The sequence below is a fragment of the Pseudochrobactrum mosebachae genome (assembly GCF_048914685.1).
Taxonomy (GTDB): domain Bacteria; phylum Pseudomonadota; class Alphaproteobacteria; order Rhizobiales; family Rhizobiaceae; genus Pseudochrobactrum.
The window spans coordinates 3,035,756-3,054,681 of the sequence record NZ_CP128408.1; the positions used below are offsets into that span (position 1 = coordinate 3,035,756).

At 50.1% G+C, this 18,926-nt stretch carries 15 protein-coding genes; 9 read left to right on the forward strand and 6 right to left on the reverse strand.

Annotation, left to right across the window (positions count from 1 at the left end):
* Nucleotides 1-27: 27 nt before the first annotated feature.
* Nucleotides 28-432 carry a hypothetical protein gene (locus MP213Fo_RS13745; protein ID WP_421089526.1) on the reverse strand — a complete coding sequence of 135 codons (405 nt, stop codon included), beginning with the start codon at nucleotides 430-432 and terminating at the stop codon, nucleotides 28-30.
* Nucleotides 433-654: 222 nt separating this feature from the next.
* The gene (locus tag MP213Fo_RS13750; protein WP_421089527.1) at nucleotides 655-1,170 is read right to left on the reverse strand and encodes a peroxiredoxin; all 516 of its coding nucleotides are present in this window, start codon (nucleotides 1,168-1,170) and stop codon (nucleotides 655-657) included.
* 242 nt (nucleotides 1,171-1,412) lie between these two features.
* On the opposite strand from MP213Fo_RS13750, the gene MP213Fo_RS13755 reads away from it, so the two are divergent.
* Complete coding sequence (locus tag MP213Fo_RS13755) at nucleotides 1,413-4,949, forward strand: DUF3971 domain-containing protein (protein ID WP_421089528.1); 3,537 nt, start codon at nucleotides 1,413-1,415, stop codon at nucleotides 4,947-4,949.
* A gap of 75 nt (nucleotides 4,950-5,024) precedes the next feature.
* Here the strand turns inward: MP213Fo_RS13755 and tyrS are convergent, their stop codons facing one another.
* Nucleotides 5,025-6,278, reverse strand: a complete 1,254-nt coding sequence (gene tyrS / locus MP213Fo_RS13760; protein WP_421089529.1) for a tyrosine--tRNA ligase — start codon at nucleotides 6,276-6,278, stop codon at nucleotides 5,025-5,027.
* A gap of 252 nt (nucleotides 6,279-6,530) precedes the next feature.
* On the opposite strand from tyrS, the gene MP213Fo_RS13765 reads away from it, so the two are divergent.
* Nucleotides 6,531-7,652 carry an anhydro-N-acetylmuramic acid kinase gene (locus MP213Fo_RS13765; RefSeq protein WP_421089530.1) on the forward strand — a complete coding sequence of 374 codons (1,122 nt, stop codon included), beginning with the start codon at nucleotides 6,531-6,533 and terminating at the stop codon, nucleotides 7,650-7,652.
* Nucleotides 7,653-7,706: 54 nt separating this feature from the next.
* Here MP213Fo_RS13765 and MP213Fo_RS13770 read toward each other — a convergent pair whose 3' ends face one another.
* Nucleotides 7,707-8,381, reverse strand: coding sequence for an alpha/beta hydrolase (locus MP213Fo_RS13770; protein WP_421089531.1), 675 nt, complete (start codon nucleotides 8,379-8,381; stop codon nucleotides 7,707-7,709).
* 325 nt (nucleotides 8,382-8,706) lie between these two features.
* On the opposite strand from MP213Fo_RS13770, the gene MP213Fo_RS13775 reads away from it, so the two are divergent.
* From MP213Fo_RS13775 to MP213Fo_RS13800, 6 genes are all read left to right on the forward strand, one after another.
* The gene (locus MP213Fo_RS13775; protein ID WP_421089532.1) at nucleotides 8,707-9,939 is read left to right on the forward strand and encodes a cysteine desulfurase family protein; all 1,233 of its coding nucleotides are present in this window, start codon (nucleotides 8,707-8,709) and stop codon (nucleotides 9,937-9,939) included.
* Between the two features lie 175 nt (nucleotides 9,940-10,114).
* The gene (gene sufB, locus MP213Fo_RS13780; RefSeq protein ID WP_421089533.1) at nucleotides 10,115-11,638 is read left to right on the forward strand and encodes a Fe-S cluster assembly protein SufB; all 1,524 of its coding nucleotides are present in this window, start codon (nucleotides 10,115-10,117) and stop codon (nucleotides 11,636-11,638) included.
* A 90-nt stretch (nucleotides 11,639-11,728) separates the two neighbouring features.
* Complete coding sequence (gene sufC / locus MP213Fo_RS13785) at nucleotides 11,729-12,484, forward strand: Fe-S cluster assembly ATPase SufC (RefSeq protein ID WP_421089534.1); 756 nt, start codon at nucleotides 11,729-11,731, stop codon at nucleotides 12,482-12,484.
* Between the two features lie 8 nt (nucleotides 12,485-12,492).
* On the forward strand, nucleotides 12,493-13,770 hold the full coding sequence (gene sufD, locus MP213Fo_RS13790; RefSeq protein WP_421089535.1) for a Fe-S cluster assembly protein SufD: 1,278 nt from the start codon (nucleotides 12,493-12,495) through the stop codon (nucleotides 13,768-13,770).
* 64 nt (nucleotides 13,771-13,834) lie between these two features.
* Nucleotides 13,835-15,079, forward strand: coding sequence for a cysteine desulfurase (locus tag MP213Fo_RS13795; protein WP_421089536.1), 1,245 nt, complete (start codon nucleotides 13,835-13,837; stop codon nucleotides 15,077-15,079).
* The gene (locus MP213Fo_RS13800) at nucleotides 15,076-15,504 is read left to right on the forward strand and encodes an SUF system Fe-S cluster assembly protein (RefSeq protein WP_421089537.1); all 429 of its coding nucleotides are present in this window, start codon (nucleotides 15,076-15,078) and stop codon (nucleotides 15,502-15,504) included. Before MP213Fo_RS13795 ends, MP213Fo_RS13800 begins: the two co-directional genes overlap by 4 nt.
* A 172-nt stretch (nucleotides 15,505-15,676) precedes the next feature.
* On the opposite strand, the gene MP213Fo_RS13805 is transcribed toward MP213Fo_RS13800, so the two are convergent.
* Entirely contained in the window at nucleotides 15,677-16,399 is a 723-nt protein-coding gene (locus tag MP213Fo_RS13805) for a hypothetical protein (RefSeq protein ID WP_421089538.1), read from the reverse strand.
* A 261-nt stretch (nucleotides 16,400-16,660) separates the two neighbouring features.
* Between MP213Fo_RS13805 and sufA the strand changes: the two genes are divergently transcribed.
* On the forward strand, nucleotides 16,661-17,041 hold the full coding sequence (gene sufA / locus MP213Fo_RS13810) for a Fe-S cluster assembly scaffold SufA (RefSeq protein WP_421089539.1): 381 nt from the start codon (nucleotides 16,661-16,663) through the stop codon (nucleotides 17,039-17,041).
* Between the two features lie 205 nt (nucleotides 17,042-17,246).
* Here sufA and MP213Fo_RS13815 read toward each other — a convergent pair whose 3' ends face one another.
* The gene (locus tag MP213Fo_RS13815; protein ID WP_421089540.1) at nucleotides 17,247-18,851 is read right to left on the reverse strand and encodes a DEAD/DEAH box helicase; all 1,605 of its coding nucleotides are present in this window, start codon (nucleotides 18,849-18,851) and stop codon (nucleotides 17,247-17,249) included.
* Nucleotides 18,852-18,926 lie beyond the last annotated feature (75 nt).

Sequence of the window (18,926 nt, forward strand, 5' to 3'; positions counted from 1 at the left end):
TATGTGGCTTTTTATCAGGACTGAGACTTATTTAGGAACCGGCCCTGTTATAAAAGGGTCAATGCCGGCAAAACTTGCATCGGCATTCAGCTCAACCGCACCTTCATGCAATTTTGCATTATAGCGCTGATCAGGCATTGGCGGCATAGGCTGTATAAGCGCAGGCACAGGAATAACCTGCTCTGGAACCGGTGGTGCAGCTAAACTTTGGTCCATAATAAGCACGGTATTGGCAACCGGTGCCTGAGCAGACTGAACAGATGCTGCCAACGCACCGGCAACCAGAGAAACGGTGAGGCCGGTTGCCAAAGTTCCGGTGAGACCATAAGTCAGACTGCGTGTCAGCCAATTTTTGGCATAGCGACGCTGCTCTGCGTGCAGGGCAGAGTGGCGTGCAAACCAAAAATGCAGCAATCTGATTGTCTTTGGCATAGTCTTATCCCGTAAAACCTGCGGTTCAGTATTGTTCAAATTCAAACTATATCTGCGGCCTTTATATGGCGCATTTTAACGCGTTTAACCTGCTGTTGACCTAACTATAACAAACTGTGGGGCTTGTTAAAACCATTGTGGACTGTTGCGCAGATCATACACTGTATCACGGTTAAAAAAGTGTTTCCGTTTTGCAGCGGAAACACTGACAGAGATCAAGCTTTATGATGCGTGCAGAGCACGCGCAGCTTCCAGTACCGCTTCAGCATGGCCTGCTACTTTAACCTTGCGCCAGACTTGCGCAATTTTTCCATCAAGACCGATCAGGAATGTTGAGCGCTCGATACCCATATATTTGCGACCATACATGCTTTTCTCAATCCAGACGCCATAGGCTGCGCTTAACACTTTTTCTTCATCGGCAAGCAAGTCTACGCTGAGATCATGCTTGCTGATAAATTTATCATGTTTAGTTGCGTTGTCCGGAGAAACGCCAATAATGCTTACCTCAAGAGCAGAGAATTGCGGTTTAAGCGCGCTGAAATCGATGGCCTCGCGCGTGCAGCCGCTGGTGTCATCTTTCGGGTAGAAATACAGCACATAGGCTTTATTTTTTAAGTTTGATGAGGAGAGTGTGTCATCACCGTTTTTTGGCAGAGAGAAGGCGGGCGCTGTGTCACCGGCCTGGAGGGCTGGTGTTTTTGCTGCATCATTGCTGCCTTCGGAAGGTTTTGTCATAAGTGCGCCTTTCTTCATCTTTATTGAACGGCTGAAATGCTGATACCCGTATTGGAATTTATAGTTTATTTTTGTTTTTTATGCGATTCTGAAGCGACATTATCATATGATCAGCTATGCTGCTTTCACGTGCTATTTACAGCCAATGCAAATGATGATCCGTTGGGGCGTTGTGTTTGAGATTGTTTCTTTTAAAAATATGTACAATCAGGTGCAGACAACCCGGATAGTGATTTAAGTTTTTGAAAGAACAACCGAAAAAAATCCGCTTTAGCAAGCGCGACATACAAGGTCTGGATCAGTATCCTTCAGCCGGAGCTTATCCGGACAGTCCTGCCGTGAAGCAGGATCGTGTCATTCGCAAATCTATGCGCCGTAGGCGCGCGAGTTTTGCGAAGCGTTGTTCGCGTGCATTTTTTTCGGTTCTTTTTGCTCTGATTATCCTTGTTGGTATTGCTTTTGTGTTGCTGCGCTCAGGCATTAACAGCGATATGTTGCGCGATGAAGCACAGAGCCGTCTTCAGGATATTTTAGGAGCTGATGCAGGCGTTACCATTCATGCGGCGCAGGTTTCGCTCGATGGTAATCGCCATTTGGCGCTTGAAGCCCGCGATGTTGAGTTAAAAAGCAGTATTCAGGATATTTCGGTTGAAAAGCTTGGTGTGGTCAAGCTCGGACTGGCACCGCTGCCGCTGTTAACCGGCTCGGTGCAGGTGGCGCAGATTGAAATCAGCGATGCTGTTTTGCGCCTGGAAGAAGGCAAGAAAACAAACGACCCATTTTTTAAATTACCCTTTAATGATCGTGGTTTAGTTAACTTTGATGCATTATCGCGTGAAGTTTTTATCGCTGTTGACCAAACATTGGGCTTGCTGGATATGCGCGGCACCAAGGCCATTGCCTTGCGCGATGTTACGCTGGCTTTTCATGCAATGGATAAAGAGCAGAAAATCATTATCCGAAATGCACAGGTTAAGCAGCGCGGACAGAATGTGACGCTAAGTGCTGAATTTGTGTGGCAGGGGCAAACCAGCACGATCACAGCTGAAATGACCCGCTCGGATAATCCTGCGCATGCTGCGGCCTTTTCTGTGGCGGTGGATAATATGCAGGTCAGTCTAGGCTCACCGCAGGAGGTGATGCCGTTGATTGCGGATGACCGCCCAAATCCGGCCTATTTTTATGCGCGTGGCGTAGCTTCGCTGCTTTTGACTGGCCATGCTGCCGCTGACGGGCAAAAAGAAACGCTTACAGGGCGTTTGCTTATTAATGACAATGTTGTCGATATGGGGCGTGAACACGGCGTTAAAGGCAATATAGCGCTCGATTTCGAGCATGTATCGGGCGGTGAAAAGGTTGAAATTAAATCGCTTGCCTTTAACCTTGGCGGGTTACGTAGCGTATTTGAGGGGGCTTTTGGCACGGAACCCGCAGTTCCGAACAATGAAAAAACCAATAATGCATCGCAGCCGGTTGGGAATGAACAGCCAGCAACAGATGATATTGCGAATAAGGCCGCTTACCGGTTTGAGCTGATTTCACGCAATGCTTTAAGCGCCCCTGAAAACTCTGATGAGGCGCCATTGCCGTTTGGCGTTAAGGTTGTCGGTCGTCTGATGCAGGATGCCAGCCGCGTTGATTTCAATGATCTGAATGTTAAAACCGAGACCGGTGCGTTATATGGTCAGGGGCGGATGATTTTCGGTCAGGGCTCACCGGCAATGATCTTTCTGTTGCGTATACCGACAATGCCGGTGGCACATGCCAAGCAGCTCTGGCCGTTGAATGTGGCCGATGGTGCCAGAGACTGGGTGCTGAAAAACCTGTTCGGCGGTAATGTCATTGATAGTAAAATTGATATTGCGCTGCCTGCCGGTCATTTTAACGGGCCCGGTCTGCCGCCAGACCTCACAGAATCTGATGTTAAAGTTGATTTTAACGTTGAAAATACCCGTTTTGATGTGATCGGCGATATTCCGCCGGTGCGTGATGCATCGGGCTCGGTCGCTGTGCGTGGAGCCCATACCACGATCAATCTTAAACAGGGTTCTGCCTTTACCGCTGCCAACCGCCGCATTGATGTGGCCGGCGGCACCTTGTTCATTCCATGGGGAAGGCAGCGACCGGTTATTGCTGATCTTGATCTGGATTTAAGCGGAGAGGCGGGCGCCATTACCGAGCTGGTGGGGTATAAGCCAATCAATGCCTTGCGCAGCCTGCCATTCACTGCTGACGATCTGACAGGTGATGTGAAAGCCAAGGTGAAAGTCGCATTTTCTGTGACTAAAAATGCCCCAAAAGACAGTCTGCAATGGCAGGCCGATCTGGCCTTTGACAATGTTGAACTCAACAAACCGTTTAATGGCCAGAAGGTATCGCAGGCCAAAGGTACGATGAGTGTGAATGATGATGTGGCAAAAATTACCGCATCGGCACGATTGAATAATATTCCGGCTAAGCTCTCACTGGTTGAGCCTTTGGCAGATGCCACGATTAAGCGCCAGCAATCTGTGAGGCTGGAGCTCGATGATAAAACCCGTGAAGCCTATTATCCTGCACTCAATCAGCTGTTTAAAGGGCCGCTGACGCTCGATCTGGGTGAGGCTGAGGGCAATGTACGGAAAATCAGCGCAGACCTCACCAAGACCAGCGTGAGCCTGCCATGGCTGGGCTGGAAAAAAGGTGCAGGCATACCGGCCAAGCTGACATTGGATATGAAAGCTCCTAAAGACAGCAAAGAGCCGGTGCTCATTCGTAATCTTGTGTTATCGGGTACCGGCTTTCATGTTAACGGCGATCTTACACTTCAAAATGATGAGTTGCAGAGTGCGAGTATCCGTAAACTCAGCCTGACCCGCAATGATGATCTGAACCTTGAAGTGCGTCGCTCCGGCAATGGCTACCGTGCAGATATACGTGGCAAAGCCTTTGATGCACGCGCGCTGATCCAGCAGGCGATGTCCGGTAATGCGGATGAAAAGAAAGACCGTAAAGGCAGTAACGGTATTTCGCAGCGTATTGTCGTTAATGCCCATATTGACGAGGTCAAAGGCTTTTACGATGAAAGCCTGCGCAATGTTACGGTATCTTATGAAACTGCTGGCGCCAAAGTTTCAGGCGTATCGCTGAATGCTCTGGCGGCTAATAATAGCCAGGTTAATGCCACGTCGAGCAATCAGAAGGGCGCCAGTTCTTTGGCGCTTAATGCCGCCAATGCGGGTGCTGTACTGCGTTTCTTTGATTTTTACGACAAGATGTATGGCGGCAAAATTACTGTTAATCTGACATCGCAAGGTACAGGGCCGCTCTATGGGGCGATTGATGCGCGCAATTTCTCTGTGGTTAATGAGCCGCGCCTTGATAAAGTTGTCTCCAGTGGTGCCAATGGCGGTAAAAGCCTTAATCAGGCTGTGCGCAAAAATATTGATGTGTCGCGGGTGGATTTTGAGCGTGGCTTTGCACAGGTCGAAAAAGGCGAAGGCTACCTCACGCTGAAAAGCGGTGTTATTCGCGGGCCGCTGATTGGGGCGACGTTTCAGGGGATACTCTATGACCGGAACAGCAATATGGAGATCACCGGCACATTTATGCCTGCTTATGGTTTGAACCGGCTGTTTGCTGAACTGCCGCTGCTCGGAGCTATTCTTGGCAATGGCCGCGACCGTGGTTTGATCGGTATTACCTATAAGCTGACTGGCAATGCCAAACAGCCGAATATTACGATCAATCCGATATCGGTTATCGCACCGGGGATTTTCAGGTCGATCTTCGAGTTTTGATTGATGTGTCGGGTTATAAAAAAGCGCGGGTTGCCCCGCGCTTTTTGTTGTTTACTGAAATGGAATCAGCGGAGCTTATTCCGGACGTACCAGAATGTGCTTTTTCTTGCCCAGTGACAGCTTGATAATGCCGTCAGCGGTTACATCACCGGCGGTTATACCTGCACGTTCGTCCTGAATGGCCACATCATTGATGCGCACTGCGCCACCCTGAATATGACGGCGTGCTTCACCATTGGAAGCGGCAAGGCCGGCTTTGACCAGCAATGCCTGAATACCAACACCGGCAACAAGCTCATCTTTGGCAATATTAAAGCTTGGCAGATTGTCAGAAATTGCACCTTCTTCAAATGTTTTACGCGCAGTTTCCGCAGCCTGTTCAGCAGCTTCACGACCATGCAGCATAGCGGTGATTTCTGTTGCCAGAATTTTCTTGGTCTCGTTGATTTCCGAGCCGCCAAGTGCTGCAAGACGGGCAATTTCATCCATTGGCATGGTGGTGTAAAGCTTGAGGAAACGCTCGACGTCGGCATCCTCGGTATTACGCCAATATTGCCAGAAGTCATATGCACTCAGCATATCCGCATTGAGCCACACCGCACCATTGAGCGATTTGCCCATTTTGGCGCCGGATGAGGTGGTCAGAAGCGGTGATGTCAGTGCGTAAAGCTGTGGTGTCCCCATGCGATGGCCGAGATCAATACCATTGATGATATTACCCCACTGGTCGGAACCGCCCATCTGCAGGCGCATATCATAGCGCTTGCTGAGTTCGACAAAGTCGTAAGCCTGCAAAATCATGTAGTTGAATTCGAGGAATGACAGTGACTGTTCGCGATCAAGGCGCGTTTTTACCGAATCAAACGATAGCATGCGGTTGACCGAGAAATGGCGGCCCACATCACGCAAGAATTCAAGATAATTAAGACCAGTAAGCCAATCAGCATTATTGACCATCAGCGCATCTGTTTTACCTTCACCGAAGTTCAGGTAATTGGTAAATACCTTTTTAATGCCGGCAATATTATCGGCAATGGTATCAACCGTCATCAGCTTGCGGGCTTCTTCTTTGAACGACGGATCGCCGACCATGCCGGTGCCGCCACCCATCAAAGCAACCGGACGATGGCCGGTTTTCTGCATCCAGTGCAGCATCATGATCTGAATGAGGCCGCCCGCATGCAGACTGGATGCTGTCGGATCGAAGCCAATATACGCTGTCACGGTTTCCTTGGCGAAAAGTTCATCCAGCCCCGTTTCATCGGAAATCTGATGAATGAAACCGCGTTCGGAAAGTGTGCGTAGAAAATCGGACTTAAAGCCGGACATTGTTTTTTCCTGTCTGACAAAAGGATTGTGAATGGGGTCAAAACTTTGTGAAAAGACCCTAAGAGCAGGCCGTGAAATGTATTCCGGTAACTGACACAGTTCAGCGTTTAACATTATTGTAGGGTAAATCACAATAAAGGTGCACCGTAAGATTGGGTGAAATTGCACCAAAATAGCATAATCACTGTTGTTTTTGTGATTGGTGTGATGATCTTGCTGTTGCTGACGGCTCGAATCCGGAAAGAGAAAATTATGAAAACGAATTATCGTGCGATCGGGTTGATGAGCGGCACCTCAATGGACGGGATTGATCTGGCGCTGGTCACCACAGATGGTGAACAGGTTGTGGAGCGCGGCTGTGCCGGTAGTATGGCTTATTCTGACGGGTTCAGAGCACGGCTGAAGCAGGCGCTGAAAGATGCCCGCAGCCTGAGCAATCGTGATGAACGCACAGGGATATTGCACCAGCTTGAACAGGATTTAACACTCCTGCATGCGGTAGCCGTTCAGGATTTTTTGTTCGCTCATGGTTTAACGGTGCAAGATATCGACGTGATCGGCTTTCACGGTCAGACCGTGCTGCACCGCCCTGATGAAGCACTGACTGTGCAGCTTGGTAATGGCGCTTTACTAGCGCGTGAAACTGGTATTGCAGTGGTTTATGATATGCGTGCAGAAGATATGCGTAATAGCGGGCAGGGCGCGCCGCTGATACCGGCCTACCATGCGGCACTCGCACGTAACTTGCCGCAAAAACCTGTGATGCCGGTGGTTTTTGTCAATATTGGCGGTATTTCCAATCTGACTTATGTTGATGAGGCGGGCAATCTCGCGGCGTTTGATAGCGGACCCGGCAATATGCTGATTGACCAGTGGGTGGAACTGCACGGGATGGGCAGCTTTGATGCCGGAGGTACCTTGGCGTTGCAGGGTAGGGTCAATGAACCATTGGCAGTACAGTATCTCAACCACAGTTTCTTTACCGGTAACCTGCGGCGCTCGTTAGATCGCGGTGATTTCACTGTGCCGCTCAAGGGGAGTGTATCCGTTGAAGATGGCGCTCGCACTCTGGCTTATGTGGCTGCAGCTTCGATCCTGCAATCGGCGGCGCATTTACCGCAACAACCACGTAGCTATGTTGTGAGCGGTGGCGGGCGTAAAAACGCAGCGCTGATGAGGGAGCTGGTTACGCTTGCTGAAGCGCAAGGCGCTGTCGTGATTGATGCTGACGCGGCCGGTCTCGATGGTGATTCTATGGAGGCCGAAGCGTGGGGCTATCTGGCCGTGCGCAGTCTTAAAGCACTGCCGCTGACCTACCCCTCGACAACCGGCTGTAAACAGCCGGTGAGTGGCGGGGTTCTGGTTAAGCCATAAAGGCCATAAAAAGACCGGCCAATGGCCGGTCTTTCTGATCAAAAATCACAGTTTTTAACGAAGGCGCTTTTGGCGGACTTCTGTCAGTTCACCCATCAGGCGGCGATCCAGATATTCTGTGCATTCAGCAATCAGCTCGTCGCCCATACCGGTAAAGAAGTGATTGGCACCCGGCATGGTGTTTTGGGTGATCGTGATCCCCTTTTGGGTTTTCAGCTTATCAACCAGCACCTGCACATCTTTAGGCGGTGCTACCTTGTCCTGGTCACCATGAATGATCAGCCCCGAAGACGGGCAAGGTGCGAGGAATGAGAAATCATAAGTGTTCGGTTGCGGTGCAATCGACATGAAACCTTCGATTTCAGGGCGGCGCATCAACAGCTGCATACCAATCCACGCACCGAAAGAATAACCGGCAACCCAGCAGTTCTTAGAATCAGGGTGCAAAGACTGCACCCAGTCGAGTGCGCTTGCCGCATCAGACAATTCGCCTGCGCCGTGATCAAACTCGCCCTGTGAGCGGCCGATACTGCGAAAGTTGAAACGCAATGTGGTAAAGCCGCGGCTCTGGAACATATAAAACAGATCATAAACGATCTTATTGTTCATAGTGCCGCCGAATTGCGGATGCGGATGCAGGATAATAGCAATTGGCGCGTTTTTTTCATTTGAAGGCTGATAGCGCCCTTCAAGACGACCCGCAGGGCCGTTAAAGATGACTTCTGGCATGTATACTCCGCTATGACCGCCGGCTTGCATGGCCGGTTGGCCGGTTTGCAACGCCTGTCCTGTATTTGCTATCCGTATTATCTTGAGCTGCATTATCTCTGGCCATATTATTTATGGCAAGAGGTGCTGCTGACAATACGAATACGGTAGAAAAAACGAGCTAATCCTTGACTGTTTCGCTCATAAATCTTAAAACCAACTTTAGAATCTTTCAAAACTGGAAGGTGTATAAAACACTCATGCAGCTTAATAGGCTGCTCCGGTCTGAAATTTCAAGATAATTGCGCTTATAACGCAAATATGGTGCCTTGTGAAAGAGTCTGCAATGCCAAGCCTACGGATCTATTTCGATTATAATGCCAGTGCGCCGCTGAATAGCGCAGCGCGCGAGGCTGTAATCGCGGCTTTGCAGGTAAGTGGTAATCCTTCTTCTGTGCATCAGGAAGGTCGTGCGGCGCGTACCCTTGTGGAAAATGCCCGCCGTGAAGTCGCTGCCCTGTGCGGTGCCAAGCCCGATCATGTGTTTTTTACGTCCGGTGCCACTGAGGCTGCCAATACGCTTTTAAGCCCGGTTTATAAAATGGGGCGCGCCGAGTTGCGGCTGTCGCATCTTTATGTGTCGGCAACCGAGCATCCTTGCATGCTGGCAGGCGGGCGCTTTGCTCGTGAAAATATCACCGTTTTGCCGGTTGATGCTCAGGGCATTGTTGATCTGGCTGTGTTGCAGCAGGCACTTGTTGCACATGATAAAACCAAAGGTCTGCCGCTGGTTGCCATACAGTGGGCGAATAATGAAACCGGTATTATCCAGCCGGTCGCTGAAATTGGTGCGCTGGTTAAAGCTGCCGGTGGTCTGTTTATCGTGGATGCCGTGCAGGCAGCAGGGCGGATTGCGCTTGATATTACAACCAGCTCTGCAGATTATTTAATTCTATCGTCACACAAAATCGGCGGGCCTAAAGGCGTTGGTGCCGTGGTCGCGGTTTCTGATCTGGTGATGCCTGATGCACTGGTGCGCGGTGGCGGCCAAGAAAAGGGACATCGCGCCGGTACCGAAGCCCTGCCGTTAATTGCCGGATTTGGTGCGGCGGCGCGTGAAGCGAATATTTCACAAATGGCCGTAGATGGCAGCAACGCATTACGCTGGACCTATGGCTTGCGCGAGATGATTGAAGATGGCGTGCGCGCGCTGGCGCCTGATGTTGTGGTTCATGGCGCTGGCGTTGAGCGCTTGCCGAATACCAGTTTTATCTCATTGCCGGGTATGAAGGCAGAGACGATGCAAATCGCTTTTGACCTTGGCGGAATTGCACTTTCTGCCGGGTCTGCCTGTTCATCAGGCAAGGTCGGGGCAAGCCATGTGCTGGCCGCTATGGGATATGATGATGAATGCGGAGCGCTGCGTGTGTCGACAGGTCAGTCGGCAACGATACAGGACGCCGAAGCATTTTTAACAATTTTTGCAAGACTTGTAGCCAGACGTGATCAAAGTCGCGATCAAGACCGTGATCGGGATCTGGCTAAAAGTTCTGGCGAAAACGGAAAAAGCGCTGCCTGAAAAGGCTGGCGCTGACAACAGCCCTTTATTGCCCACAGTAATGTGATGCAATAACGGGCGGCCTCAGGGCTTTCATAGCGCAGGATTGCGCATTATATGTTCATGACAGCGAATATTTGCTGCCATAACGTTTTTAACTGTCGGGCCTTGACCCTGACAAGGATGGAGAACGGCGATGCCTGCAGTGCAGGAAACGATCGATCAGGTCGCCACGCTTGACGTGGATCAGTATAAATATGGTTTTGAAACAACCATCGAAATGGATAAGGCCCCCAAGGGGCTGAATGAAGATATTATCCGTTTCATTTCTGCAAAAAAAGATGAGCCGGAATGGATGCTGGAATGGCGTCTTGACGCCTATCGCCGCTGGCTCACCATGGAAGAGCCTAAATGGGCGCGCGTGGATTATCCGGAGATTGATTTTCAGGATATCCGTTATTATGCGGGACCTAAAAACCAGACCGGCCCGTTATCTCTGGATGAAGTTGATCCGGAACTGCTGCGCACCTATGAAAAGCTTGGAATTCCGTTGCGCGAGCAGGAAATTCTGGCTGGTGTTCGCAAAATGGGCGAGCCTAGCGAGCTTGACGCTAACCCGGCAGACAATGTCTATGCATCTGGCCGCGTAGCGGTTGATGCGGTGTTTGACAGTGTATCGGTGGTCACAACTTTTAAAGCCGAGCTTGCCAAAGCCGGTGTGATCTTCTGCTCGATGTCGGAAGCAATCCGTGAACATCCGGAGCTGGTTAAAAAATATCTGGCAACCGTTGTTCCGGTGACTGACAATTATTATGCCACGCTCAATTGCGCTGTGTTTACCGACGGATCATTCGTCTATGTGCCAAAGGGTGTTCGTTGCCCGATGGAACTGTCGACCTATTTCCGTATTAACGAAAAAGACACCGGCCAGTTTGAACGGACGCTGATTATTGCAGAAGAGGGCTCTTATGTGTCCTATCTGGAAGGTTGCACTGCACCGCAGCGCGATGAAAACCAGCTGCATGCGGCGGTTGTTGAACTGATTGCTCTGGACGATGCGGAAATCAAATATTCCACCGTTCAGAACTGGTATCCGGGCGATAAAGAAGGCAAGGGCGGTATCTACAACTTCGTTACCAAACGTGGCGATTGTCGTGGTGACCGGTCGAAAATCTCGTGGACGCAGGTTGAAACCGGCTCGGCGATTACGTGGAAATATCCGTCTTGCATTCTGCGCGGCGATGATTCACGCGGCGAGTTCTATTCGATTGCGGTTTCCAATGGTTATCAGCAGATCGACAGCGGCACCAAGATGATCCATCTCGGCAAAAACACGTCGAGCCGTATTATCTCGAAGGGTATTTCCGCTGGCAATTCCAGCAATACCTATCGCGGACAGGTGACGGCTCATCGTAAAGCCACCAATGCCCGTAACTTCACGCAGTGCGACAGCTTGCTGATCGGCAATGATTGTGGTGCGCATACTGTGCCTTATATTGAGGCAAAGAACGCCACAGCGCAGTTTGAGCATGAAGCAACAACGTCCAAAATTTCTGATGACCAGCTGTTCTATGTCATGCAGCGCGGGATTCCTGAAGAAGAGGCGATTGCTCTGATCGTCAACGGCTTCGTTAAGGAAGTTATTCAGGAACTGCCGATGGAATTTGCTGTTGAAGCGCAGAAGCTGATCGGCATTTCGCTTGAAGGGTCGGTTGGTTAAGATTGCCGGTGGAGCATGGACTTCGCCCCTGACCAGCCAAGATTGATATTTTGCGGATCGTAAAACGATCCGGTATAAAAGGTTACACTCATGCTTGAGATCATTAATCTGCACGCAAAAATCGCAGACACCGATACTGAAATTATCCGTGGTTTGAACCTTACCGTTAAAGCCGGTGAAGTTGCTGCGATCATGGGCCCGAACGGTTCGGGCAAATCTACGCTTTCTTACATTCTCGCCGGTCGTTCAGACTATGAAGTGACTTCAGGCGACATTCTCTACAATGGCGAAAGCATTCTGGAGCTTGATCCTGCAGAACGTGCTGCCAAGGGTATTTTTCTGGCATTCCAGTATCCGCTGGAAATTCCGGGCGTTGCGACAATGGAATTCCTGAAAGTTGCAATGAATGCACAGCGCAAAACGCGCGGTGAAGAAGAGCTGAAAATTCCGGAGCTTCTGCGTCGTGTTAAAGCGGCAGCGGGTGGCCTGAACATGGATATGGCCATGCTCAAGCGTCCGCTTAATGTCGGTTTTTCCGGTGGTGAGAAAAAGCGTGCTGAAATTCTGCAGATGCAGCTTCTGGAGCCGGCACTGTGCGTTCTTGATGAAACAGATTCCGGTCTGGATATCGATGCGCTGAAGATCGTTTCCGATGGTGTGAATGCGCTGCGTTCACCGGACCGTGCGGTTATCGTGATTACCCATTACCAGCGTTTGCTGGAATATATCGTGCCAGACAGTGTGCATGTTCTTTATAAGGGACAAGTTATCAAGTCCGGCGATAAGAACCTTGCGTTGCATCTGGAAGAAAATGGTTATGCCGAAATCATCGGCGCAGCTGTTTAAAGAGAGGGATGATTATGAACGTCGTTTCTCAAAAGATCAAAACACCGGCTGAAAGTGCATTGCTTGATGCCTTTACTGCCCGTGTAGGTGATCTGCCGGGTAATTCCGAAGTTGTAAGCGCTCGCGATGATGCGCTCGAAGCTTTGAAAATCAACGGTTTACCAAACCGTCGTATTGAAAGCTGGCATTATACAGATCTGCGCAGCCTGCTGCGCACTGTAGCGCCTTTTGATGCCAATGTTGGCTATGAAGCTGTGGCGCCATTGATTGACAAGTCGGCCGTGCTGACAGTCAGCAATGGTGTTGCGCTCAAGCCTGTGCAGATTGAAGGTGTGCGTGTTGAAACCATCCGCGGTATCTTAAGCGAAGGCATTGCTGCCCACACGCTTAAAATCCGCGGTGACGACGACACAATCGGCCAGATCAATGCGGCCTATGCCAGTGATGGCTGGGCATTGTCGATTGCTGACGGTGTTGAACTTGAGCAGGCTATCGAGCTGCAAAACCTGCAGGCTTACGGCCAGTCTCACGTGCGTTTACCGGCTAAAATCGGCTCAAACGTTAAGGCAACGATTGTAGAGCGCCAGATCGGCGGCGAAAAGGAAACTTTTGCCACCAGTGTGAGCCATGTATCTGTTGGTGATAATTCAGAAGTTGTCTGGGTTATTCTGCGCGAGCACACCGATCTCTCCACGCAGTTATCACAGTTCAATGTGACGCTTGGCACCAATTCCAAGCTGATCCTGTTTGTGATGAATGCCGGTGGCAAGCTGGTGCGTCAGGAAGTGCATGTGGTTGTTGAGGGCGAAGGCTCTGATTTCCAGCTGCGCGGTCTGAACCTGCTTGGCGGTGAAACTGTGACCGATGTGACGATGACATGCGGACATGTGGTTGAAAACACCACATCAACGCAGGTCATTCGCAACGTGGTGACCGATAAAGCTCGCGGCGTTTTTCAAGGCATGATCCGTGTTGCGCAGATCGCTCAGAAAACAGATGCGCGTATGGCGTGTAATACGCTTGTGCTGTCAGATGAGGGTGAGTTTTCGGCCAAACCTGAGCTGGAAATCTTTGCTGATGACGTGGCTTGCGGTCACGGTGCAACAGTGCGTGAGATTGAAAAGGATCACCTTTTCTATCTGATGGCACGTGGTGTTCCGGAAAGTGCTGCACGCGGTTTGCTGATCAAGGCATTTATTGCTGAGGTTATTGAAGAGCTTGAAAACGAGGTTCTCGTTGAAAAGCTTGAAGATATCCTGCAGGCATGGCTCGAAAAGCACGCATAAGCATGTCTTATCTAAAAAGCGGGGTATATGACCCCGCTTTTAAAGGCCGCTTAAGGATTTTGTTATGAAGCAATCACCGTCGGTTTTACAGAATTATGATGTTGAGGCGATCCGCCGCGACTTTCCTATTCTGTCGCGCGAAGTCTATGGCAAGCCACTGATCTATCTCGATAATGGCGCGTCGGCACAAAAGCCTCAGGCTGTTATTGATGCCATAACCCATGCCTACAGCAATGAATATGCCAATGTGCATCGTGGTCTGCATTTTCTATCGAATGCCGCAACTGATGCTTATGAGCGTTCGCGTGAAACTGTGCGCGGATTTATCAATGCTGCAACGCATGATGAGATTATTTTTACAAAATCCGCAACCGAGGCCATTAATACGGTTGCTTACGGTTATGGTATGCCAAAAATCGGCGAGGGTGATGAAATCCTGCTGACAATTCTTGAGCATCATTCCAATATTGTGCCATGGCACTTTATTCGTGAGCGCCAAGGCGCCAAGCTGGTTTTTGCTCCTGTTGATGATGAGGGTATTTTTCATCTTGATGAATTTGAGAAATGCATCACACCAAAAACCAAGCTGATTGCCCTGACCCACATGTCTAATGTGACGGGCACAGTTCTGCCGATCAAAAAAATCGTTGAACTGGCGCATGCGCGCGGCATTCCGGTGCTGGTTGATGGTTCGCAGGCGGCTGTGCATATGCCGGTGGATGTGCGCGATCTTGGTTGTGACTGGTATATTATGACCGGACACAAGCTCTACGGACCTTCCGGTATCGGCATACTTTATGGCCGCATGGAGATGCTGGAGCAGATGCGCCCGTTTATGGGTGGTGGTGAAATGATTGAGGAGGTGACAGTTGATCATGTTACCTATAATCATCCGCCACACCGGTTTGAGGCTGGCACACCGCCAATTGTGCAGGCTATTGGATTGGGCGCTGCCCTTGACTATATAGAGAGCATAGGTCGTGAGGCGATTTCTGCTCATGAAGCTGATTTGCGTGACTATGCGCATCAGGCGCTGGCGGGAATCAACGCCTTGCGGATTATTGGTAATGCACCTGATAAAGGCGCGATTATTTCGTTTGAACTTGCGGGCATTCATGCGCACGATGTTTCAACGCTGATAGACCGCTCCGGTATTGCGGTACGTGCAGGAACCCACTGCGCTCAGCCATTGTTGCAGCGCTTTGGTGTAACATCTACCTGCCGTGCCTCATTTGGCATGTATAATACCCGTGCCGAGGTTGATGCCTTGGTGGTAGCGCTTGAAAAAGCCAGACAGTTTTTTGGATGAATATGATGGACACAAAACGGGACGTTCCGGCCTCAGATGCAGCCGCAGCCACACCAGAAGCCGTTGAAGCTACTGGTATTGCTAAGGTCTATTCTGCCTCTGCTTTGCCGGAAGATGAGTTGCTGCGCCTGACGGATGATATTATCAGCGCACTAAAAACGGTTTATGACCCGGAAATTCCGGCGGATATTTATGAACTCGGCCTGATCTATAAGGTTGATATTGAAGATGACCGCACGGTTAAAATCGATATGACCCTGACAGCACCGGGTTGTCCGGTTGCCGGTGAAATGCCGGGCTGGGTGGAAAATGCGGTAAGCACTGTTGAAGGTGTTTCGCATGTTGAGGTCTCAATGACCTTTGATCCGCCATGGACACCGGATCGGATGTCGGAAGAAGCACAGGTTGCTGTTGGCTGGTATTAATCTAGAGGGTTTCATTTTTTGTTGAGTGAACTTGATAGGTTTGGCAAAGTGGAAATTCTACAATCTAGAGTGAGCGCTGCGAACCAACCTGAACGTTTCCCGCTCTAGACTCTTAAGACAAAGAGATAACGCTACAGAAATGCAGCGTTATTTTTATTTTGACCGCAGATATTTAAGGTGCCTCACATTCCTCTGGCACACTTTCCTGCAGCGGCTGCGGAGATTTGGATAGGGTTCCGGCTCTGATTGCCATCGGCTTGAAAGGCGGCACTTCCTGCATGGCAGGATTGGTCATGCTGATTGTGTAGCAACCGGTATAGACTTGTGTTTTGCCGTCATTGAGGGTCGATTCAATGGCAATCGGTAATGACCAGTAAATCTGACCGGCACCCGGATCTGGTTCGGTTTTGCCCAGTTTAATTGTAACTGACTGAGTGCCCTCATAGCCTTTGGCATATTGGCTGAAATCCGGTTCTTGCGTATCCTGCGCATAATAGCTGTAAGCGCGGGCATATTCTTTGCGGTTCACAGCGTTATAATAAGATTCAAGCAGTTTCTGCGGTGTGCTGCGATCATCAAGATAATCCGGCAGAACCAAACCGCCTGCCACCTCTTTGGTTGCCGCAGGCGTTACAGCCTCTGTAGGTGCCTGTTCATCTGCCTGTGCTTGTGATGAGGTGTCTGCGGCTTTTGCTTTGTGTTGTTCAGGAGCAGGTGTTTCGGTTGATGCGGCTCGTGCATAAATAGCGCTACCACTCAGCAGTGCAGCGCCAATAACCGTAGTGCCAAGCAACCGGATCAGTGTTAAACGCTGCTGATCTTTACGATTGGCGGTTATGGCACGTGCAACATGCACCTGCGGGGCGGGTTTATGACGATATTGTTCAATAGCCATGAATATCTCCGCTTGTCTGAGTAACAAGTCTGCAGAGAGATCATGGCAATTTTAAAGCGCTTTGTTAACAGTGATTTATCGCAGTATCGCAGAATAATGTGAGTGATTTGCCGAAAGATGATGTGGTGCTGATTAATTGTCGGGATCGGGCCTGAGTTTACTTGCGATACGGTCTGTGGGAGACTAGATAAGAGTGTATAGATAGACAGGTTGAAACTACGCGGCCTTGAACCGTGTAACAGAAACAGGTGAGATAATTTTATGGGACGCTTTGCCGTAATGACACTGACAGACGCCGCGGTTGACCGTGTGCGCGAGATTCTGGCTTCTCATGAGCAGGCTCTGGGTATTCGCGTGAGCGTTAAAAAGGGCGGTTGCGCAGGTATGGAATATACAATTGCGCTGGCTGAAGAAGCCAAAGCCGGTGATGACCTGATTGAACGCGATGGCGCGCGTGTTTATGTGGCGCCGGAAGCTGTATTGTTTCTGCTTGGCACACAGATGGATTTTGAAGTGACAACGCTGCGTACGGGCTTTGTGTTCAATAATCCAAACCAGACATCTGCCTGCGGCTGCGGTGAATCGGTTGAACTCACCCCCGTTTCCCAAGAAGCGCTGGATGCTGCCCATAATGCTGCGTGAGCCGATTTCAGATGTTTGTTTTTGCATTATTCGGGACAGGCTCTAGAGCGGATAACGTTCAGGTTGGATGGCAGCGTTCGCTCTAGATTTATCGCATTGTCATAGCTATCAAGTTGATTCAACTTGATAGTGAAATGCTCTAGATTGTTTGTTTTTCTTCTAAGAAAAAAACCCGCTTTAAAGCGGGTTTTTTGTTTCTTACGGATCAAAGATTGATCGGTATCAGCATGAATGCCGGAATGTCATCGCCGAAGCCAAGCGGTGACGGATCATCATCGAAATCACGACGATGACGCTTATTGTTATTATTGTTCTGGCCGTTCTGCGCATGGTTTTGGCGACGATCATCATGACCGTTTTTATGCGGGGCAGGACGAACCGGTTCTGATGTGGATGGTGTGCCGATTGACACATGATCCGGCAGAACAGGCTGCGGCGCATTAATCGCAGAGATATCAGCAACTGGCTGCGCAGATGCTGCCGGCTTTTCAGCCGGTTTTTCTTCCGCAATACGTGGCTGAGCCTGATTTTGAACCTGAACAGGCTTTTCCTTGCGGTCGGTATCACGGGCTTCTTTTTCGCGATTATCGTTTTCGCGTGGTTTTTTACCGTTTTTACCGCGGCTGTTGCGTCCGCGACGCGTGGTGTCTTCTGTTTCTTCCTGCGCTGGCAGGGTCGACAGATCACCATCATGCCATTCAAGCTTGGTGCCGATCATTTTTTCAATGGCATCAATATGTTTGGTATCTGATGGTGTAATCAGCGTGAAAGCCTTGCCTGAGCGACCGGCACGGCCGGTACGGCCGATACGGTGCACATAGTCTTCCGCATGAATCGGCACATCAAAGTTGAAGACATGACTGACATCCGGAATGTCAAGTCCACGTGCTGCAACATCAGAGGCCACGAGAATTTTGAGGTTGCCTTCTTTGAAATTGGCAAGCATCGCCATTCGCGCGCGCTGATCCATGTCGCCATGAAGCGCACCGGCATCAAAGCCGTGTTTTACCAGAGAGCGATATAGTTCTGAAACATCCATTTTGCGGTTACAGAAAACGATAGCATTTTTCAACTCGCTATCTTCGGCTGTAATAAGATCACGCAGCACAGCGCGCTTATCCCAAGGCTTCTTGGCTGATTTAACCAGGCGTTGGGTGACTGTGAGCGCAGTAGAGGAGGCTTTAGCCACTTCCACACGCACTGGTGAATGCAGGAATTGCTCTGTCAGCTTGGTGATTTCCGCAGGCATAGTGGCCGAGAAAAACAGTGTCTGACGAGTGAACGGGATCAGTTTGCAGATACGTTCAATATCCGGAATGAAACCCATATCCAACATACGGTCAGCTTCATCAATGACCAGAATTTCCACACCGGTCAGAAGCAGTTTACCGCGTTCGAAATGATCAAGGAGGCGGCCCGGCGTCGCGATGAGTACATCCGCGCCGCGCTGAAGCTTGCGTTCCTGTTCTTCAAATGAGACACCGCCAATGAGCAGGGAAACATTGATACGGTGATTAACGCCGTATTTTACAAAGTTTTCCTCAACCTGAGCGGCAAGCTCGCGGGTTGGCTCCAGAATAAGGGTGCGCGGCATACGTGCGCGTGCACGGCCTTTTTCAAGCAGATGGAGCATAGGCAACACAAAAGATGCCGTTTTTCCGGTGCCTGTCTGGGCAATACCAAGAACATCTTTACGCTCTAATGCGTGGGGAATGGCGCCAGCCTGAATAGGCGTTGGTGTCGTATAACCGGTAGCTTCAACTGCTGCCAGTATTTTCGGTGACAGACCGAGTTCTGCAAATGTCGTCAATGGAGGCGTAGCTCTCTTTTTGGAAGAAGCGCACTGGACCCGACCGGTAATGTCCGCATGACAATAGGACAGGAA

Bases quoted from the DNA above. Each gene is read 5' to 3' on its own strand.
- MP213Fo_RS13775 (WP_421089532.1), top strand. From the start codon at position 8,707: ATGCCAAGCCTACGGATCTATTTCGATTATAATGCCAGTGCGCCGCTG.
- MP213Fo_RS13800 (WP_421089537.1), top strand. From the start codon at position 15,076: ATGAATATGATGGACACAAAACGGGACGTTCCGGCCTCAGATGCAGCC.
- tyrS (WP_421089529.1), bottom strand. From the start codon at position 6,278: ATGTCCGGCTTTAAGTCCGATTTTCTACGCACACTTTCCGAACGCGGT.
- MP213Fo_RS13750 (WP_421089527.1), bottom strand. From the start codon at position 1,170: ATGACAAAACCTTCCGAAGGCAGCAATGATGCAGCAAAAACACCAGCC.
- MP213Fo_RS13770 (WP_421089531.1), bottom strand. From the start codon at position 8,381: ATGCCAGAAGTCATCTTTAACGGCCCTGCGGGTCGTCTTGAAGGGCGC.
- MP213Fo_RS13765 (WP_421089530.1), top strand. From the start codon at position 6,531: ATGAAAACGAATTATCGTGCGATCGGGTTGATGAGCGGCACCTCAATG.
- MP213Fo_RS13805 (WP_421089538.1), bottom strand. From the start codon at position 16,399: ATGGCTATTGAACAATATCGTCATAAACCCGCCCCGCAGGTGCATGTT.
- MP213Fo_RS13795 (WP_421089536.1), top strand. From the start codon at position 13,835: ATGAAGCAATCACCGTCGGTTTTACAGAATTATGATGTTGAGGCGATC.
- MP213Fo_RS13745 (WP_421089526.1), bottom strand. From the start codon at position 432: ATGCCAAAGACAATCAGATTGCTGCATTTTTGGTTTGCACGCCACTCT.
- sufB (WP_421089533.1), top strand. From the start codon at position 10,115: ATGCCTGCAGTGCAGGAAACGATCGATCAGGTCGCCACGCTTGACGTG.
- sufC (WP_421089534.1), top strand. From the start codon at position 11,729: ATGCTTGAGATCATTAATCTGCACGCAAAAATCGCAGACACCGATACT.
- sufA (WP_421089539.1), top strand. From the start codon at position 16,661: ATGGGACGCTTTGCCGTAATGACACTGACAGACGCCGCGGTTGACCGT.
- sufD (WP_421089535.1), top strand. From the start codon at position 12,493: ATGATTATGAACGTCGTTTCTCAAAAGATCAAAACACCGGCTGAAAGT.